Source organism: Marinobacter sp. G5_S1_61_S3, assembly GCF_054968585.1.
In genome coordinates this window covers 149,896-165,760 of sequence record NZ_JBQKUK010000010.1, presented here as the reverse complement: position 1 = coordinate 165,760, position 15,865 = coordinate 149,896, and the positions used below count along the sequence as shown (strand labels likewise).

The following is a 15,865-nucleotide window of genomic DNA, read 5'->3' as shown; positions in this document are numbered from 1 at the left end:
TCGCTACCGAACCGCCAGCATAGAATGAGATCACATTGGAACTGATCACTTATTGCACTATCAAAAGGCAACAACTAGTGTTCAGGTTGAGGTAATACAATTGGTGTGACAGCCAGACATTGCCGCGACAGGCCCAGGCGGGGCAAGGGGGTTTACCATGACCGCTGATACAGGCTCACACACAGACAGGCCCGCCCAAGAGCCCTATCGGGTCGGCTTCCTGCTGATCGATAATTTCACCCTGATTGCCCTCGCCACGGCCGTTGAGCCACTGCGTATGGCCAACCAATTGTCCGGTACTGAACTCTATTCCTGGAAGCTGCTTACCGCCGAAGGCGAACCTGCCCGTGCCAGCGATGGCATTACCATGCTGCCCGACGGGTCGATCCAGGAAGAGCACCGGTTTGACCTGGTGATCGTGGTGGCCGGCATTGATGTTACCCGGAGTTTTTCCCGCAAAGAGGTCGTCTGGTTGAAGCAGATGGCCCGTCGCCACATCCTCCTTGGGGCGGTCTGCACTGGCCCCTATGTCCTGGCCAGCGCAGGCCTTCTCGACGGTCATGCCTGTAGCGCCCACTGGGAATGTCTGGAGGCCATGCAGGAGGGTTTCCCACGGGTACAGACCAACAACCGCCTGTTCACCGTCGAGCGGGAACGCATGACCTGTACCGGTGGTACCGTCCCCATGCACATGATGCTCAGCTTTCTGGCAAGGCGTCACGGCCAGGAGCTCAGTAATGCAATATCCCACATGTTTGTGTGCGACCGGGTGCGCGAGGAAAGTGAACAGCAACCGATGCCCATGCACCCGCGACTGGCCTGCGCCCAACCCAAACTGGCGGAGGCGGCCCAGTTGATGGAGGCCAATATCGAAGAGCCCATCGAACTGAAGGAGCTGGCAACACTGGCCGGCATTTCGCGGCGGCAACTGGAACGGTTGTTCCTCAAGCACACGGGCTGCACGCCTTCGCGCTATTACCTGCGGGTGCGCCTTAACCGGGCGCGCCGATTGCTCAAGCAGACATCCTGCTCGATTGTGGAAATCGCCTCCATGTGTGGGTTCGTGTCCGCCACCCACTTCAGCCGATGCTATCGCAAGACCATGGGGCGAGCGCCCAAACACGAGCGAATGGAAATTTATTCCCAGGGCTCTTCCAGCGCGGTTTTTACCGATTCCATGGCAAGCCTGCCGTCCTCCTCTCTGCAGGCATTGAGACGCGCCCGGTCTGAGCCGACCTATGGCATTTTCGAGAACACCGGGTCAGGTTAACCCCACCACCAAGCCGTTTTCATCCAACGCAATGTCCAGTGCCGCGGGATGGCGTGGCAAACCGGGCATGGTCATGATGTCGCCACACACCGCCACCACAAAGCCGGCACCGGCCGCCAGCCGCACTTCCCTTACCGGCAGCATATGGCCGGAGGGCGCTCCCTTCACCGACGAATCCGCAGAAAAGCTGTACTGGGTCTTGGCAATACACACGGGCAGGTGTCCAAACCCCAGGCTTTCGTATTCCTCCAGTTGCCGCTTCGCCACCGTGGTGAATTCCACGCTACCGGCGTGGTAGATACGCGTGGCGATGGTGCGGATTTTATCCGCCAACGGCAGGCTGTCTTCATAGAGAAAGTTCACTTCCGGTGTGCCTTCGTCCATCTGATCAAGCACCGCCTGGGCCAGTTCGGTGGCACCCTCACCCCCCAAGGCCCAATGGTCGGCAGGCACTGCACGCACACCCAGAGACTCACTGATGGATTGCACCAGCGACATTTCCTCCTCGGTATCGTCCGGGAAACGGTTGATGCACACCACTGGCGTCAGTCCGAACTGCTGCAGATTACGAACATGCCGCTCCAGGTTGGCGGCACCTTCCCTCAAGGCGGCAAGGTCGGGAACGGAGAGTTGGCTGCGAGGGACCCCACCCTGCATCTTGAGCGCCCGGATGGTACAGACAACCACAGCGGCGTCTGGCCGCAGGCCCGTGTGCCGGCATTTGATATCAATGAACTTTTCTGCCCCCAGGTCGGCGCCAAAGCCCGCCTCGGTAACCACCACATTGTTCAGTGCCAGGGCCGCACGGGTGGCGGTCACGGAATTACAGCCGTGGGCGATATTGGCAAACGGCCCGCCGTGGATGAACACCGGGTTGTGCTCCAGGCTCTGGACCAGATTGGGCTGCAGTGCCTCTTTCAGAAGCACGGTTAGCGACCCTTCCACACCCAGGTCACGAACGGTCACCGGGGTCATATCAGAGCGCCTGCCGATAATGATATTGCCCAGCCGCTGCTTCAGGTCCGCCCGGCCATCCGCCAGGCACAGAATCGCCATAATCTCAGACGACACGGTAATGTCGAACCCGGTTTCCCGGGGCACACCATGGGCCGCACCACCAAGACCACACACCATGTTGCGCAGGGAGCGGTCGGTCAGGTCCATCACCCTCCGCCAGCTCACATAGCGAGGGTCCAGGCCCGTCTCATTCCCCCAGTGAATGTGGTTGTCGATCAATGACGCCAGCAGATTATGAGCCGTGGTGATGGCGTGGAAGTCCCCATTGAAATGCAGGTTGATGTCTTCCATCGGAATTACCTGTGCCCGCCCCCCGCCGGCAGCGCCCCCTTTCATGCCAAAACACGGGCCCAGGGAAGGTTCCCGCAGGCACACGGACGAACGCACGCCCAGGCGGTTGAAGCCATCATTTAGCCCAACACTGGTGGTGGTTTTGCCCTCCCCCGCCGGGGTGGGCGTAATGGCGGTCACCAGTACCAGTTTGCCCCGTGGTGCACTATCAGAGGTGTCCACATAGGCCATATCCAGTTTGGCCTTGTAGTGGCCGAACGGCACCAGGCTCTCCCCCGGCAGACCAAAACGCTGCTGGGCCAGCAGCAGAATGGACTGAGGCTGGACCGAGCGGGCAATCTCAATGTCAGGTGTGCCCGGCGGCGGAAAGTCCGTTTCCGGTGGTGTTGCGGGTGTCAGCTTACTGTACTGAAGACTCATGAAACTGGCCTCTCTGGTCCTCAACGGACCCGCTGTGTTCTTGAATCCATTGCGCCGATTGGCGCAGGCCACCGAACGGGAAAAGATGAATACCCCGTAGCAAGGTGTCCGGGTTGTCCAGGCAGTACTGGACCAGCGCGCGCACCATTCCGTCCGGCGACCACGCACGCAACAGTTTGGCGCTGCCAGGGCGTCGCAGCATCAGACGGGCCGATGCTCCCACCCCGCATTGAGCCGCGTAGGCAATGAGCGTTTTCACTCGCGTCGGGCCGGCCATGCCAATGTACACCGGCACTTCTTCCAGGATGTCGCCCAGGCTTTGCAGCCAGTCGATGACCACGTTGGCGTCAAAGGTGAACTGAGTGACCACCCAGAGCCTTGTTGACGTCGTGCGCGCGTATTCGCGTTTGATGCCAAGGGCCTGGATGAGGGTAGCCCGGTCCGCCATTGGATGCCCGTCCGGATGGGCAGCGACACCGATACCATGGAATTGGAACTGGGCCAGCAGGCCGGACTCCAGAACCGCCAGCGTGTCTGGAAAAGGTCCGGCGATCGCATCGCTGTCGCCTGCAATTAGCAGTAAACGGTCAACGCCGCTTTCATTCAGTTGCGAGAGCCAATCCCGAAGTTGCCCGCGGCTCTCGGCCATACGTGCGGGTACGTGGGGAATCGGCTGCATACCAACGTTCAGTAAATGACGGCACGCCCGCAGGGTATCGCTGAACTCGCCTTTTGGCAGAAAAGGCACATAGACACAGGTGCCTCGCGGCAGCAAATCCGGCAAGTGCTCCTGCGCGAGTATCTGGCGGGGTGTTGCCTCAATGGACGCCCAACGCACCAGGGCTTGCATCCTTGCGATGGCTTCCTCGTCGCGGGCACTGAACGGCTGTGTATCACTCACCAGTTTCATGAATCGCACACCCCATTGCTACCTGTCTGCCCCACTGCGTTGCTAGTCCGCGAAGTCGATTCCCTTCGCCCGCGCCCGCTCTCGGGCATTGGGGTTCACCGAAGGCCGGAAAGGCACTTCCACCACTTCCGCCTCGACAGCCGTTGAGCCATCCGTAGCGGCGTATTCCACCGGCAGATGGACCGTCAGGCGGGTGCCAACGGCACGTAGATCAAAGGGTACATAAGCCAACCCAATGTTGGTTTCCAGCTCGGGCGAGTACCAGGGCGAGGTAACATAACCCTCCGGCTCGCCGCCGTCCGGTCCGCTGACCAGCCAGAAGTCGTTGGCATAGTCGGTTACCTGGCCACCGCCAAAACGGATGCCCACCATGATGTGGCTGAACGGCGGTCTGCCTGCGTCCAGTTGCTCGCGGACTTTCTCGAGCTTCTGTTTACCGATGTAATCCGCGTCCTTGTTGCGAGGCACCTGATACGCCAGATTGCACTGGAATGGCAGGGTTTCCTGATCCACATCCTGGCCCCAGGAAAGGATACCGGCAGCAATTCGGCGGTGATGCGCCGGCGCAATCACTCTCAGATTGTGGGCCTCACCGGCGGCAAGCACGGTGTACCAGAGGTCTTCGGCGTATTTGGTGGCTTCCTTGAGGTAAATCTCGTAACCCTTCTCACCGGTAAAACCGGTTTGGGAGATAATCACGTCATGACCGGCCACCTGGCCCTCCATCAAGCCATAGTACGGAATCTCCTTCACGCGCTCACCGAACAGGTCAGCCATGAGCGCCTCAGATTTGGGGCCCTGGATCTGCACCGGCGCCACATCGATCTCCGCGATGGTGACGTTAAAGCCCATCCCGATGTTGACGCCACGCAACCAGAATTCCAGGTCGCTATCGGAAAGGGAGAACCAGAATTCGTCCTCGGCAACACGAAGCAGAACCGGGTCATTAAGAATGCCGCCGTCCTCGTTACAAAGGATGACGTACTTGCCACGCATGGGTTTTATTTTGGTGGCATCTCGAGTGATCACATAGTTCACGAAACGTTCCGCGTCCGGGCCCTTGACCTGAATCTGGCGTTCTACAGCCACGTTCCACATGGTGACGTCATGAATCAGCGACTCATATTCCACCATAGCGCCGCCATCTTCAGGGCGGACATAGCCCCGGGGGTGATACATACGGTTGTAAACGGTCGCCCGCCAGCATCCGGCTTCGTACGCCAGATGCCAGTAGGGCGACTTGCGCACGCGGGTGGAAATCAACATCTCCACCGGCGTGGGGCCGGATTGGCGCAGGTTAATAGGAACCCGACGGTCGGACTGGTCAACACTGTCAGGCTGGCGGGCGGCGCCCGCCCGTTGCTGCGGATAATCCAGAAGTGCTTGCTCAAATTTAACGGCCATTGCTATCTCCCCCTACCGGGTTGTCGATAGCTCTAATGTGACCCTGTTTTCAGTTATCAGGTTGAACCAATACGACACTGGCACAACCAAAAACGTCAACACCACCGTGATGAATCCTGGAAGCCGCGCCAAAGTGCCAAGCATGAGATGGGGCTACAGCAACCGACAAAGCCTGCTATATTGGTCAAACCTGTCCGTGCAGATCAAGGAGTCGACGTTGACACTGACCACCCCCGCCCTTCTGTTTCCCGCCATTTCACTGTTGCTGCTGGCCTACACCAATCGCTTTCTTGTTCTGGCGCAATTGATACGCCAGCTTAAGCAAATGGATACGGAAGAAGACCATGCCCTTATCGCCCGCCAGATCAGCATGCTGCGAAAACGCATTTTGCTGACCAAACGGATGCAGGCTTACGGTGTGCTCAGCTTTTTTGTCTGCACCATGTCCATGTTTGTTCTGTTTGTGGGAGCTCAGCTTGCAGGGGCCATCGCGTTCGGCATCAGCCTGATATTACTGTCGGTCTCATTGTTGTATTCGCTGTACGAAATCGTGATTTCGACCAACGCCATCAACGTTGAGCTTGAAAACTTCGAAGCCAGGAAACGAGCCGGGGAGTAACACGCAAACGTTCAGGACACCGGATCCGGTCTTCCTTTTTTCATCCGGTACATGGCGCTGTCTGCGTAGCGAATCAGTGCTTCATGGTTGTCCCCGTGTTCGGGATAGACAGCCACACCAATACTTGGAATCAATGTCAGGGATGCCATCGGCAACTCGTAGGGTTCACTGAGAGTTGCCCGCAATTTTTCAGCAACACTGTCCGCGTCACTTGGCTGTTCAATTCCATCAAGCAGCACGATGAACTCATCGCCACCCAGCCGACCAACCGTATCTGCGGCCCGAACCCCCTGCACCAATCGGCGAGCCATTTCCTGCAAGACCTGATCTCCGACGGCGTGTCCGTAGGTATCGTTGACCTGTTTGAAGTCATCCAGATCGAGGTACAGTATCGCCAGAAAGCCGACTTCCCTGGCTGCACGCGCAAGCGCTGTCTGAATCCGGTCCAGGACCAGGCTACGGTTCGGCAATTCCGTCAGCTGGTCGTACCTGGCCATATGCTCCAATTGCGCTTGCATTTGCTTACGCTCCACCGCGGCGGCAACCTGTATGCCGACAAACTCCAACAGCTCTCTGTCTTCGTCCGTGTAACACGCACTCTTTGATTGCCTTTGTACGGCAATCGCGCCGAACACACCCTGGGATGATTTCAGCGGCACACCCAGCCAGTGGTGACGTACCTCAACGTGCGAGGTATCGATCGCCTGAGGCGAGAAAGCCACGCTGCTTCCGGGCGTCAGCAACAGAGCCCTGGCGGAACGGATGACCTGTTCACAGAGAGAACCGATATCCTGAGAGAAACCGGGGGTTCCCGTCTCATGACGGTCGGCATTATAGGGAAAGTACAACTCACCGCCCTGCGTATCCACGAGCGCCACCATAAAAGCAGGCGCTGACATCAGGCCTTCCACAACCTGGTGAATTCGCCGGAACATGGCAGGCAGGCTATCCGAACTGTTCGCTGCGTCCGATATGGCATACATGGCGGCCTGCATAGCCTCGGCCCGCTTGCGCTGGGTCACATCACGGGCGACCGCCACGCGGATCTGTTCCTTTTCAGACCAACGGGCAGACCACATGATATGGGCTGTTGAGCCATCCTTGCGGATGTAACGGTTCTCAAAGTGCGGCTTCAGCTCTCCCCGCAGGATTTCTTTGACAGCCTGACGCGTTTTCTCAAGGTCCTCCGGATGAACAAAATCCAGGATTCGCCGTCCAATCATTTCCTCCGGCAGATAACCAAATACCCGCTCACTGGCTGCGCTGACGTAGCGAACGTAGCCATCGCGATCTACAACGCAGAGTGCGTCCAGCAGCAGGTCGATAAAGCTTTCCGGCGGAATGGTGGGGCCCATGGCCTATCGGGCGCCCCAGATCCGGGCTACAGCACTATCGCTGCCTAGCAGTCCTACCACGAAACAGACCAGACTGATCACGAAAAACAGCACAATAGGTAACAAAGCGCTGAAGGTTTCCGCGAAGATTGAAAAGAAAAGCGACACCCCGGACAGAACCAGGAACAGAAAACCGACCACCAGCAGTATTTTACGATGCGACTGACGATAACCCTCGGCGCTTCCACCTTTCTCAAAAAAACAGAGAATGGGCCAGAACAGCTTTCGAAAAATGTCTTTCACTGCACGCCACCTCACCTGTTTTTGGGGCTGACAATGGCCAGTGTCACCGTTGCCTTGGAGACAAGCCTCATGTTGCCGGCCTTGCCACAGTACACCTCAGACTCTACCACGGTTAACGTGGAGCCTGCCTTGAGCACAGTGGCGACACACTCGATATGTGTCCCGCTGGCTGACCGCAGCAGCTTCAGCGAGAAATCCGATGTCAGGACCATCTGCCCGGATTTAACAGCGGAGGCACCGGCAGCACCGGCCGTATGATCCGCCACCGTAGCCTGCACCCCGAAGTGCACGAAACCGTCCTGCTGCAGATGCCGTTCCGCCAGTACCAGACGGGAGCGACATTCACCGGTTTTGATAGACACCAGTTCCAGACCAATATCTGCAACAAACGGTGCCGATGAAAAAATCCGTTCCACTTCGTTATTGTTAAGCGTGTCCACGTTGTCTCCGGAACTGTGGTTGGCAATCCAGCGGTTTATGCCTCAAAAGTATGCACTGCAAGCTCGCTACGAACCGCTTCAGGGATGGGGACCGACTTTTGAGTCTCGTAGTCGAAATGAATCAGCACGGTAACGCCACGCGCAACCAAAACACCATTTTGCCAAGCTTCCTGGATTACCTCGAAGGAAGAGTTGCCGACTTTGCCAATGCCGGATCGCACCTTAACAGGCGTGGCCCAGTAACACTGGGCTTTGAGATCAATTTCCATGCGGGCGAGAATCAGTGGCCAGCCTTTCGGCTCCAGGGAAGGATGGAATATACGGAACACCGGTGTTCTCGCCTGCTCAAACCAGACCGGGTAAACCGTGTTATTGATATGGCCAAGTGCGTCGGTGTCGCTGAATCTTGGTTCGGTTTCGTAGTGGAACATTTGACTCCCCTTACATCGTGTTAGCGGCAAAGTCTCTCGGGATTTCCGGCGAGGGGAAACCGTTCAATGATCTGATAGACAGCCCCATGAGTCCCCTGTGTGCTTTCAAACAACGCGATCCCGCCCACCGAAAAGGTCCCTATAGGTTGTCGTTCCTGAGACTCAAGCAATTCGGCGACTGACCCACGCTGCCTCTTGAAACGAGCCAACGTGATATGTGGGCAGAACGGGCGTTTTTCCTGCTCAAACCCAGGCATGCACAGACTCTGGTTAAGCACCTCGTGAAGCTCAGCCAGTTTATCCGCTGGCTGAACTCCGGCCCACAGATTTTTTGGAAAGTCCGGTCGGCCGAAGCAGCCCAGGCCGCAAACGGTGAGATCAAATTGTCCAACTGGCAGGTTTCGGGCAGCATCACATACATCTGGCAACCGCTGCCTGGCCACACTACCGAGAAATACCAGCGTAAGATGCAGCTGATCCGGTCGCTGCCAGCGCGCCCCTGCAACCGGTTGCTGAATTGACACCAGACGCTGCTTCACCGAATCGGGGATTTCCAACCCGAAGAACAGACGATGTGTTTCTGGTTTATCCAACCCGCACCCCAAACCATTCCGGAAACCGACGCAGACAGTACAGCGCAATCATGTCGTAAACACCATGCCAGACCATTACCAGCAGCAGGCTGTCCGTCAGTGCATACGCTACTCCCAACACCACTCCCAACCCGGTCGCCAATAGAAAGTAGGTGAACGAAAGATAATGCACCATGCCAAACAGCACCGACGCAGCGACTATCGCAACCGCATCGTGGGTGTGTTGGGCCAGCCAACCCTGGATCGCCCCGCGGAACAGCAATTCTTCACCGACTCCTGCGAAGACTGCCAAGGCTACCAGCACCGACCAGGAATACTCGCAGGCGAAACGATGCAACTGCTCCAGTTGGGATTCCAGAGAGTCACGAAGCCGGCCCGGAAGCCAGGTCAGCATCATGATCACGACGTACGTTGCCACACTGCCGGCCACTCCCCATAGAACGACCGAGCCAAAGCTCAAACCATCGTACTGAACCGGTATACCGAACAGAAAAATCGCCAGCAGCCCCACCACACCAATGCCGGCCTGGAATCCCAATGCGGCCGTGGATGGGATCTGCGGGCGTTTTCGAGCCATGGCCACTCATCTACCTCGCTTACCAGGCGGCATAACTACCCACTCAGGGTCCTCGAATTCGCCAAGCGGCGTAATTTCGCAAAATGGCGCGGCGCTGCGGATGATTCGGGCCACTTCCGGGTTATGCTGCCCTTCCATGGCATCCCGCTGCTCTTTGCTGTCCCAACTGGCGATGGCAATCAGCACATTCGGGTCACCAATTTTCCGGTGCAGCTCTGTTCCGCGCGCGCCCGGCGCCTGCTGGATGATCTCGCTGGCACGAACCCAGGCATCGGCGTATTCCTCTGCCGTGTGCCCTTCTCGTATGCGAACCTCGAAGATGTATTTCATGAGTTCACCCTCGTTCCAAACGGCAATTTCCCAAATAACGGGCCTCTGACTCTCAGAGTAATTGTTTTGATTTTGGATCGCATCGGTAAATGCCTACAAATAAACTTGGCAATTCCGGGGACATAGGAGTAAAGTTCGTTTCGTAGGAAAGATTTAGCACAGCATTTCACGAATAAGACGCATCTCTGTTGTTTTGGTAGTTGTCCGTCCTGTTTTTGATTCCGCGCGTTTTTTGTTTCCGCACAACGCTGATCAGTCATCGTTCAAGATGGTCTGGCGGCACATTAAATTATCGATTTCAGGATTATGATTATGTCGACTACTACCGGTACTGTTAAGTTTTTCAACGAAGCAAAAGGCTTTGGTTTCATCACTCGTGAAAGCGGCCCTGACGTATTCGTTCACTACAGCGCTATTCAAGGCGGCGGATTCAAGACCCTGGCAGAAGGCCAGCAGGTTGAGTTCACCGTAACTGACGGCCAGAAAGGCCCTCAGGCAGAGAACGTTGTTGCTGTTTAAATAACAGTCAGCACGTTTGAAAAAGGCAGCTTCGGCTGCCTTTTTTTATTGCCCCTTCATAATTTCGTCATTGACCTGTCACCTACCTGACACTGTTTTGTCACCCTCAAGGATTACCGTTGCATTGTAACTCGCAATAAAGCGAGCTTATGTATTGCAAAAGGTGATTCCATGCCGTCTGTGCATTCCCCCGATATGATGCTCCGCATCGAGGACATGGGAGTAACATACCCCGGCAACGTCCTGGCGCTGCGACCTACCACCGTCGAGTTCCACAAAGGTGAGTTTACGGTACTACTCGGCCTTTCGGGCGCGGGCAAATCGACCCTTCTGCGTTCACTCAATCATCTGGTGCAACCCACCACCGGCACGGTGATCTCGGCTGAGTTCGGCACCCTGAAGACCAGCAGGACGGTCCGCCGGCACCGATGTAGAACTGCCATGGTCTTTCAGCACCACCAACTCATCGAACGACATACCGCGCTCCAGAATGTACTCACAGGCCGGCTTGCCTACCACAGTACGTGGCGCAGCCTGTTTCCCCTACCGAGGGCGGAACTGGAGTACGCCTTGCGTTGCCTGGAGCGTGTTGGTCTTGGTGAAAAGGCCCTTGCGCGGGTGGATCAACTGTCTGGCGGCCAACAACAACGGGTGGGTATCGCCCGCGCCCTGGCGCAACAGCCGTCCATGATCCTCGCGGATGAGCCTGTCGCCAGTCTGGACCCCGCAACGTCCGAACGGGTACTCACACTCTTGCGCGATATCTGCCGGGAGGACGGTATCACCGCCGTAATGTCACTGCACCAGCTGGAGTACGCCCGGCGGTTTGCCGATCGCATCATCGGCCTGGCAAACGCCCGGATCGTATTCGATGCGGAACCGGCAAAGCTGGAGCAACACCATCTTGATGAGATCTACCACAGCGCGAGCGTTGCAGTTTCCGACCCCGGCAAGACCGCCGCGCAGACCTCCCACCCTCAACCATCGAACCATCCCACCAAGCAACTGGAGATCGCCCAATGAAACCGTTATTCAACCTCGTGTTAGTGCTCTGCCTGATGATGGGAATGAACATGCAGGCCTCCGCAGCAGACCCCAACCCGGATCTGCTGAAGGTCGCCCTGCTCCCCGATGAAAATGCCTCTGAACTGATCAAGCGCAACCAGCCTCTGAAAGACTACCTGGAAAGCACCCTCGGGAAAGAAGTGGAACTGATCGTCACAACGGACTATTCGTCCATGATCGAAGCCATGCGCTTCGGCCGTATCGACCTTGGCTATTTCGGCCCACTGTCCTACGTGATGGCGAAGAGTAAAAGCGACATCGAGCCTTTCGCCGCCATGATTGTAGACGGCAAACCCACGTACCGTTCCATCCTCATCGCCAATGCGGACTCGGGCGTGAAGTCCTATGACGATATCAAGGGCAAGAAAATGGCCTATGGCGATCGCGCCTCCACCTCAAGCCACCTCATCCCCAAAACGGTGCTGCTTGAATCTGCCGGACTGGAAGCAGACAGGGACTATGAAGCCCACTTCGTCGGCAGCCACGATTCCGTTGCGGTGAACGTGGCCAACGGCAACGCTGAGGCCGGCGGCCTGTCGGAAGTCATCTTCCAGCATGTCATGGACCGTGGCCTGATTGATCGCGACAACGTCCGGATTCTTGGCTACAGCGGCGAGTTCCCACAGTATCCGTGGGCCATGCGGTCAAACCTGAACCCGGACCTCAAGGCAAAGATACGCGACGCCTTCATCAGCATTAATGACAAAGAAATCCTGAACAACCTTAAGGCCGAGGGGTTTGCCGCTATCGAGGATTCCGACTACGACGTGATCCGCAAGATGGGCGGCCTGCTCAACCTTGATTTCGCGAAGATGTAAGAGGCTTTATGACTCACACGACGACGGAACCGGCGGCCCTGTCGCCGGCTCCGTCGGCTTCCGTGCTGGACGAACACGCACGGGGCTGGCGGAGCAAGCTTTGGCAGGCAGGCCTGGTACTGGCGGTGGTCTTTTTCGCCAGCTGGTACGTGGACCTGCTCGACTTCCGCACCCTTGCTAACGGCGTCCCCGCGATCGCCACCCTGTTACGAGAATCACTACCACCTGATTTCACCAATGTGATGGACTGGGTATCGCCCCTGCTGGACACACTGGCGATGAGCATCGCCGGCACCGCGATTGCGGTTTCAGCCTCCGTGCCCCTGGCCTTTCTGGCGGCCCGAAACACCACGCCCCATCCTGCTGTGTTTCGCCTGACCCGCACCCTGCTGAACGGCCTGCGTTCCGTACCGGAACTCATCATGGGCATTATTTTCGTCGCGGCCGTGGGTTTTGGCGCACTGCCAGGGGTGTTGGCCCTTGGCCTGCATTCCATCGGTATGGTCGGCAAGTTCTTCGCAGAAGCCATAGAGCATGTGGATGAAGCCCCCGTTGAGGCCGCTGATGCCTCCGGAGCCACGCGTTTGCAAGTGCTCTGGCACGCGGTTCTGCCACAGGTGCTGCCGCAGTTTGCCGATGTGTCGATCTATCGCTGGGAATACAACTTTCGCGCCTCCACCGTCATGGGCATGGTCGGTGCCGGCGGTATCGGCTTCGAGCTCATGGGGTCGTTGCGCATCATGCAGTATCAGGAAGTCAGTGCCATCCTCATTGTCATACTGCTGATGGTAACGATGGTGGACAGCCTGAGCGGCCACCTCCGTAAGACATTCAAATAAGGACAGCGAATGAAACCAAGAGTTGTCATCACCCACCGGGTCCACGACAGTATACTTGCCAGCCTGGAGCCCCACTGCGAGCTGATCACAAACCAGTCTGCCGTCACCCTGCCACCGGGTTCGGTGAGAGCTCGCGCGGCTACGGCCGATGCCATGATGGCGTTTATGCCAGATCGCGTTAGCGAGGAATTTCTGGTGGCCTGCCCCGACCTGAAAGTGATCGGCGCTGCCCTGAAGGGATTCGATAACTTTGACGTGGACGCCTGCACCCGTCACGGAGTCTGGCTGACCTTCGTGCCCGATTTGCTGACCGTGCCCACCGCCGAACTCACCGTTGGATTAACCATAGGCCTGATTCGCCAGATCCGGCCAGCAGACCAGTTCGTCCGTTCCGGAGAATTCCAGGGCTGGCAGCCTCAATTCTATGGCCTCGGCATTGAAGGCTCGACCATTGGTATTGTGGGCATGGGAGCCATCGGCAAAGCCGTGGCTACACGGCTCCAGGGCTGGGGCGCACGAATACTGTACTCACAACCGGAAAGCCTACCGGCTGCCGAAGAAGACGCCCTGGGCCTTTCCAGGTCAGAGCTTGATGACCTGCTGGCCGAATCCGACATCGTCATACTGGCCCTGGCGCTTAATGAACATACCCTGCACACGCTCAACGCTGACCGCCTGCGCCAGATGAAACGCGGTAGTTTTCTGATCAATCCCTGCCGGGGTTCCGTCGTGGACGAGGCAGCCGTTCTGCAATCGCTGACGTACGGACATCTGGGTGGCTACGCGGCGGACGTGTTTGAAATGGAAGACTGGGCCAGACCGGACCGCCCGCAGCGGATTGATCCGGCACTGCTGGCCCACCCGAACACCCTGTTCACCGCACACACGGGCTCGGCCGTCAGGGACGTGAGATTTGCCATCGAACAGCGGGCAGCCGACAACATCCTTCAGGCGCTCAGAGGCCATCAGCCCCAGGACGCGGTCAACTCACCGCTCGAACCCAAGGGAACAGTATGCTGAACCTGGTCTGGCTCAAGAGTTTTATCACCCTCGTTCAGCACCGCAGTTTCCAGGCCGCCGCCAATCACCTCGGCATCGCCCAGCCCACCCTATCCCAGCACATTCAGAAACTGGAGGAGCAGCTGGACGTATTATTGATCCAACGCGGCAAGTCCGGTTGCGAACCCACCAGGGCGGCCCAGGCGCTGATGCCGTTCGCCCTTAGCATGTTACGCCTGGACCAACGCGCGCGGGAGGCGGTCACCGGAACAAGTCTGCGGGTAGGTGCCAGCTCCAACATCGGTATCTACATGCTGCAGCCTCACGTTCGCTCCTTCATGGACCGGAAGACCTCTCCGCACGTGGATCTGGTGATCGACAATAACCCCGCCATCGCACGACAGCTCACCAGCGGCGAATTGGATATCGCAGTCATGGAGTGGTGGCACCCCAAGCCCGGCTTCCAGGCCCGTGACTGGAAACAGGAGCCAGTGGTGTTGATTGTGCCGCCTGGCCACCCCTGTGCCGATATGACGCAGATCAACCGGGAAGCCCTGGCAGGAATGACGCTGCTGGGCGGCGAGCCAGGGACCGGCACTGGCCGTTTATTGGCTAATTTCTTTGGCGACGACGGGCCTTTTCCGGAGGTATCGATGCAACTGGGCAGTACCGAAGCCGTAAAGCAGGCGGTCAAGGCGGGGGTGGGTATTTCGCTGGTGTTGGCGGCTTCGGTCACTGACGAAGTGCGAGCAGGCACCCTGCGAGCCATCCCCGTCAGCGATCCCGGGCTTGCAAAGGAACTGGTGGTCATCTGCCCCGAGACGATTGCCCGGCACCCACCGGTCTCCAGCTTTGTCAGCCACCTATGCCACTGAGCGAGGCCCCCTGGCAAGTTATTACCAAGGCAGTTCCTCACCATTGCTGTGCCAGAAGGAGCCCGTGTTTTCCAGGTTAAGGCCCTCGATTCTCGCCGCCAAGCCCTTTGCTGACTCCTCGGGCGTAATCAGTCCGCCGAAATTCACCATACGGGTTTGCACATAACCGGGATGGAGCTGGGCCACCGCAATGCCCTTTGGCTTAAGGTCCATCGCCAGGGACTTGCCAAAGGCGTTCAGCGCCGCCTTGGACGCACGATAGCCATAGCGGCCGCCAGAGTCGTTGTCCGCGATGGAGCCCATCCGGCTGGTGATGTTGGCAATCTTACCGCCGTAAGGTATCTGGGACACCAGCGCTTCCGCCACCCTCAATGGCGCGTAAGCGTTGATTTCCATCTGGGTACGAATGGAATCGAAATCAATGCTGCCCAGTTTTTCATCCTGCAGCAGGCCGGCATTATTGATCAGCAGGTCGGTCGACTGGCCCTTCACGCCGTCAATCAATGACTGAAGTCCACTTGCCGTGGTGACGTCAACAGATTCAATGACTCGAGTCGCCACCTCCTTGAGCTCGGGAGACGCTTCCCGACATACGCCAATCACGTCACAGCCTTCACCTGCAAAGTGACGGGCCAACTCAAGCCCGATGCCGCGATTGGCCCCGGTAATCACAACGGTTCTTTGTTCAGGCATGACAGCCTCCTGTTATTGGGATAAAGGTCCGTTATACGGACTCACCACTGCAGTGTTCAACCCTCAAGTTGAGAGAAAAATCGCCGGGCACTGTCGTTGGCGGGAAAGATCATCTCAC

Annotated in this window: 18 protein-coding genes and 1 pseudogene; 8 read left to right on the top strand and 11 right to left on the bottom strand. The window is 57.7% G+C overall.

Annotated elements, in window-relative coordinates:
- The first annotated feature begins 157 nt into the window (after positions 1 to 157).
- Positions 158 to 1,270: a choline metabolism transcriptional regulator GbdR gene (gene gbdR / locus ACTRWH_RS11890; RefSeq protein WP_462826438.1), complete on the top strand. Its 1,113-nt coding sequence runs from the start codon at positions 158 to 160 to the stop codon at positions 1,268 to 1,270.
- Here gbdR and ACTRWH_RS11885 read toward each other — a convergent pair.
- From ACTRWH_RS11885 to ACTRWH_RS11875, 3 genes are read right to left on the bottom strand one after another with little or no spacing between them, the layout of a single operon-like run.
- On the bottom strand, positions 1,262 to 2,998 hold the full coding sequence (locus ACTRWH_RS11885) for a formate--tetrahydrofolate ligase (RefSeq protein WP_462826437.1): 1,737 nt from the start codon (positions 2,996 to 2,998) through the stop codon (positions 1,262 to 1,264). The two genes, gbdR and ACTRWH_RS11885, sit on opposite strands and share 9 nt — an antisense overlap.
- On the bottom strand, positions 2,979 to 3,908 hold the full coding sequence (locus tag ACTRWH_RS11880; RefSeq protein WP_462826436.1) for a methylenetetrahydrofolate reductase: 930 nt from the start codon (positions 3,906 to 3,908) through the stop codon (positions 2,979 to 2,981). Before ACTRWH_RS11880 ends, ACTRWH_RS11885 begins: the two co-directional genes overlap by 20 nt.
- A gap of 42 nt (positions 3,909 to 3,950) precedes the next feature.
- Positions 3,951 to 5,312 carry a glycine cleavage T C-terminal barrel domain-containing protein gene (locus ACTRWH_RS11875; protein WP_462826435.1) on the bottom strand — a complete coding sequence of 454 codons (1,362 nt, stop codon included), beginning with the start codon at positions 5,310 to 5,312 and terminating at the stop codon, positions 3,951 to 3,953.
- A 217-nt stretch (positions 5,313 to 5,529) separates the two neighbouring features.
- Here ACTRWH_RS11875 and ACTRWH_RS11870 point away from each other — a divergent pair, with 217 nt between their 5' ends.
- A complete protein-coding gene (locus ACTRWH_RS11870) occupies positions 5,530 to 5,931 on the top strand; it encodes a DUF2721 domain-containing protein (RefSeq protein WP_036205745.1) in 402 nt (133 codons plus the stop codon).
- Between the two features lie 11 nt (positions 5,932 to 5,942).
- Here ACTRWH_RS11870 and ACTRWH_RS11865 read toward each other — a convergent pair whose 3' ends face one another.
- The 7 genes from ACTRWH_RS11865 to ACTRWH_RS11835 are packed head-to-tail and all read right to left on the bottom strand — an operon-like array spanning position 5,943 to position 9,939.
- Positions 5,943 to 7,286 (bottom strand): diguanylate cyclase domain-containing protein, encoded by a 1,344-nt coding sequence (locus ACTRWH_RS11865; RefSeq protein ID WP_286809979.1) that lies wholly within the window; start codon positions 7,284 to 7,286, stop codon positions 5,943 to 5,945.
- Positions 7,287 to 7,289: 3 nt separating this feature from the next.
- A complete protein-coding gene (locus ACTRWH_RS11860) occupies positions 7,290 to 7,568 on the bottom strand; it encodes a hypothetical protein (RefSeq protein WP_091641693.1) in 279 nt (92 codons plus the stop codon).
- 11 nt (positions 7,569 to 7,579) lie between these two features.
- Complete coding sequence (locus ACTRWH_RS11855; protein ID WP_036204440.1) at positions 7,580 to 8,008, bottom strand: PaaI family thioesterase; 429 nt, start codon at positions 8,006 to 8,008, stop codon at positions 7,580 to 7,582.
- A gap of 35 nt (positions 8,009 to 8,043) precedes the next feature.
- Complete coding sequence (locus ACTRWH_RS11850; protein ID WP_036204438.1) at positions 8,044 to 8,439, bottom strand: acyl-CoA thioesterase; 396 nt, start codon at positions 8,437 to 8,439, stop codon at positions 8,044 to 8,046.
- A gap of 20 nt (positions 8,440 to 8,459) precedes the next feature.
- Positions 8,460 to 9,032 (bottom strand): RNA 2',3'-cyclic phosphodiesterase, encoded by a 573-nt coding sequence (gene thpR, locus ACTRWH_RS11845; protein ID WP_462826434.1) that lies wholly within the window; start codon positions 9,030 to 9,032, stop codon positions 8,460 to 8,462.
- Positions 9,025 to 9,609 carry a CPBP family intramembrane glutamic endopeptidase gene (locus ACTRWH_RS11840; RefSeq protein ID WP_177190601.1) on the bottom strand — a complete coding sequence of 195 codons (585 nt, stop codon included), beginning with the start codon at positions 9,607 to 9,609 and terminating at the stop codon, positions 9,025 to 9,027. The genes thpR and ACTRWH_RS11840 overlap by 8 nt, the downstream gene beginning before the upstream one ends.
- Positions 9,610 to 9,615: 6 nt before the next feature.
- Positions 9,616 to 9,939 (bottom strand): antibiotic biosynthesis monooxygenase family protein, encoded by a 324-nt coding sequence (locus ACTRWH_RS11835; protein WP_036204434.1) that lies wholly within the window; start codon positions 9,937 to 9,939, stop codon positions 9,616 to 9,618.
- 312 nt (positions 9,940 to 10,251) lie between these two features.
- On the opposite strand from ACTRWH_RS11835, the gene ACTRWH_RS11830 reads away from it, so the two are divergent.
- From ACTRWH_RS11830 to ACTRWH_RS11805, 6 genes and pseudogenes are all read left to right on the top strand, one after another.
- Positions 10,252 to 10,458 carry a cold-shock protein gene (locus ACTRWH_RS11830; RefSeq protein ID WP_007151952.1) on the top strand — a complete coding sequence of 69 codons (207 nt, stop codon included), beginning with the start codon at positions 10,252 to 10,254 and terminating at the stop codon, positions 10,456 to 10,458.
- A 171-nt stretch (positions 10,459 to 10,629) separates the two neighbouring features.
- A pseudogene (gene phnC, locus ACTRWH_RS11825) lies at positions 10,630 to 11,464 on the top strand (phosphonate ABC transporter ATP-binding protein); the annotation flags it as partial.
- A 13-nt stretch (positions 11,465 to 11,477) separates the two neighbouring features.
- Positions 11,478 to 12,341, top strand: a complete 864-nt coding sequence (gene phnD, locus ACTRWH_RS11820) for a phosphate/phosphite/phosphonate ABC transporter substrate-binding protein (protein WP_036204430.1) — start codon at positions 11,478 to 11,480, stop codon at positions 12,339 to 12,341.
- Between the two features lie 8 nt (positions 12,342 to 12,349).
- Positions 12,350 to 13,180 (top strand): phosphonate ABC transporter, permease protein PhnE, encoded by an 831-nt coding sequence (phnE, locus tag ACTRWH_RS11815; RefSeq protein WP_091641696.1) that lies wholly within the window; start codon positions 12,350 to 12,352, stop codon positions 13,178 to 13,180.
- Positions 13,181 to 13,189: 9 nt separating this feature from the next.
- On the top strand, positions 13,190 to 14,200 hold the full coding sequence (locus tag ACTRWH_RS11810; protein ID WP_136633391.1) for a phosphonate dehydrogenase: 1,011 nt from the start codon (positions 13,190 to 13,192) through the stop codon (positions 14,198 to 14,200).
- Positions 14,194 to 15,054: a LysR family transcriptional regulator gene (locus tag ACTRWH_RS11805; protein WP_075195889.1), complete on the top strand. Its 861-nt coding sequence runs from the start codon at positions 14,194 to 14,196 to the stop codon at positions 15,052 to 15,054. Before ACTRWH_RS11810 ends, ACTRWH_RS11805 begins: the two co-directional genes overlap by 7 nt.
- Positions 15,055 to 15,075: 21 nt before the next feature.
- On the opposite strand, the gene ACTRWH_RS11800 is transcribed toward ACTRWH_RS11805, so the two are convergent.
- Positions 15,076 to 15,747 (bottom strand): SDR family NAD(P)-dependent oxidoreductase, encoded by a 672-nt coding sequence (locus ACTRWH_RS11800; RefSeq protein ID WP_462826433.1) that lies wholly within the window; start codon positions 15,745 to 15,747, stop codon positions 15,076 to 15,078.
- Positions 15,748 to 15,865 lie beyond the last annotated feature (118 nt).